Raw genomic sequence first — 2,027 nt, forward strand, 5'->3', positions numbered from 1 at the left:
GTGTGGGTGGGTAGGGGAGCGTCGTGTGCCGGGTGAAGCAGCGCCGGAAGGTAGTTGTGGACGGTTCACGAGTGAGAATGCAGGCATGAGTAGCGATACAAGAGTGGGAAACTCTTGCGCCGATTGACTAAGGGTTCCTGGGTCAAGCTGATCTGCCCAGGGTAAGTCGGGACCTAAGGCGAGGCCGACAGGCGTAGTCGATGGACAACCGGTTGATATTCCGGTACCCGTGATAGTGCGCCAACGCTGAATCTGGTGATGCTAAGGCCGTGAAGCCGCCTTTGATCCCTTCGGGGTGATGAGGAGTGGTGGAGCCGCTGGTCCAAGCCAGTAGTAGGTGAGCGATGGGGTGACGCAGGAAGGTAGTCCAGCCCGGGCGGTGGTTGTCCCGGGGTAAGGGTGTAGGGCGTTGCGTAGGTAAATCCGCGTGACATGTGTCTGAGACCTGATGCCGAGCCGATTGTGGTGAAGTGGATGATCCTATGCTGTCGAGAAAAGCCTCTAGTGAGTGCTGTTGCGGCCCGTACCCTAAACCGACTCAGGTGGTCTGGTAGAGAATACCGAGGCGTTCGGGTGAACTATGGTTAAGGAACTCGGCAAAATGCCCCCGTAACTTCGGGAGAAGGGGGGCCATTCCTGGTGATCATCTTTTCGGTGTGAGCTGGGGGTGGCCGCAGAGACCAGCGAGAAGCGACTGTTTACTAAAAACACAGGTCCGTGCGAAGCCGTAAGGCGATGTATACGGACTGACGCCTGCCCGGTGCTGGAACGTTAAGGGGACCGGTTAGCTCTACTTCGGTGGGGCGAAGCTGAGAACTTAAGCGCCAGTAAACGGCGGTGGTAACTATAACCATCCTAAGGTAGCGAAATTCCTTGTCGGGTAAGTTCCGACCTGCACGAATGGCGTAACGACTTCTCGACTGTCTCAACCATAGGCCCGGTGAAATTGCATTACGAGTAAAGATGCTCGTTTCGCGCAGCAGGACGGAAAGACCCCGGGACCTTTACTACAGTTTGATATTGGTGTTCGGTTCGGCTTGTGTAGGATAGGTGGGAGACTGTGAAGCTCAAGCGCCAGCTTGGGTGGAGTCGTTGTTGAAATACCACTCTGGTCGTGCTGGATGTCTAACCTGGGTCCGTGATCCGGATCAGGGACAGTGTCTGATGGGTAGTTTAACTGGGGCGGTTGCCTCCTAAAGGGTAACGGAGGCGCCCAAAGGTTCCCTCAGCCTGGTTGGCAATCAGGTGTTGAGTGTAAGTGCACAAGGGAGCTTGACTGTGAGACTGACGGGTCGAGCAGGAGCGAAAGCTGGGACTAGTGATCCGGCGGTGGCTTGTGGAAGCGCCGTCGCTCAACGGATAAAAGGTACCCCGGGGATAACAGGCTGATCTTCCCCAAGAGTCCATATCGACGGGATGGTTTGGCACCTCGATGTCGGCTCGTCGCATCCTGGGGCTGGAGTCGGTCCCAAGGGTTGGGCTGTTCGCCCATTAAAGCGGTACGCGAGCTGGGTTTAGAACGTCGTGAGACAGTTCGGTCCCTATCCGCTGTGCGCGTAGGAGTCTTGAGAAGGGCTGTCCCTAGTACGAGAGGACCGGGACGGACGGACCTCTGGTGTGCCAGTTGTTCTGCCAAGGGCATGGCTGGTTGGCTACGTTCGGGAGGGATAACCGCTGAAAGCATCTAAGCGGGAAGCCTGCTTCGAGATGAGGACTCCCACCCACTTGATGGGGTAAGGCTCCCAGTAGACGACTGGGTTGATAGGCCAGAGATGGAAGCCGGGTAACCGGTGGAGTTGACTGGTACTAATAGGCCGAGGGCTTGTCCTCAGTTGCTCGCGTTCACTGTGTAGTTCTGGAACAACGAACCATGCCGGTTGTGCCGGTCGGTTTGATGTGTTTCATAGTGTTTCGGTGGTCATAGCGTTAGGGAAACGCCCGGTTACATTCCGAACCCGGAAGCTAAGCCTTTCAGCGCCGATGGTACTGCAGGGGGGACCCTGTGGGAGAGTAGGACACCGCCGAAC

Annotated in this window: 2 rRNA genes; both read left to right on the forward strand. The window is 56.8% G+C overall.

Annotated features, from left to right (window positions below):
- Nucleotides 1-1,830: ribosomal RNA gene (locus NON19_RS32985) — 23S ribosomal RNA — on the forward strand; the annotation flags it as partial.
- An 80-nt stretch (nucleotides 1,831-1,910) separates the two neighbouring features.
- Nucleotides 1,911-2,027: ribosomal RNA gene (gene rrf / locus NON19_RS32990) — 5S ribosomal RNA — on the forward strand.

The sequence above is a fragment of the Streptantibioticus rubrisoli genome (assembly GCF_024436055.1).
Lineage (GTDB): Bacteria > Actinomycetota > Actinomycetes > Streptomycetales > Streptomycetaceae > Streptantibioticus_A > Streptantibioticus_A rubrisoli.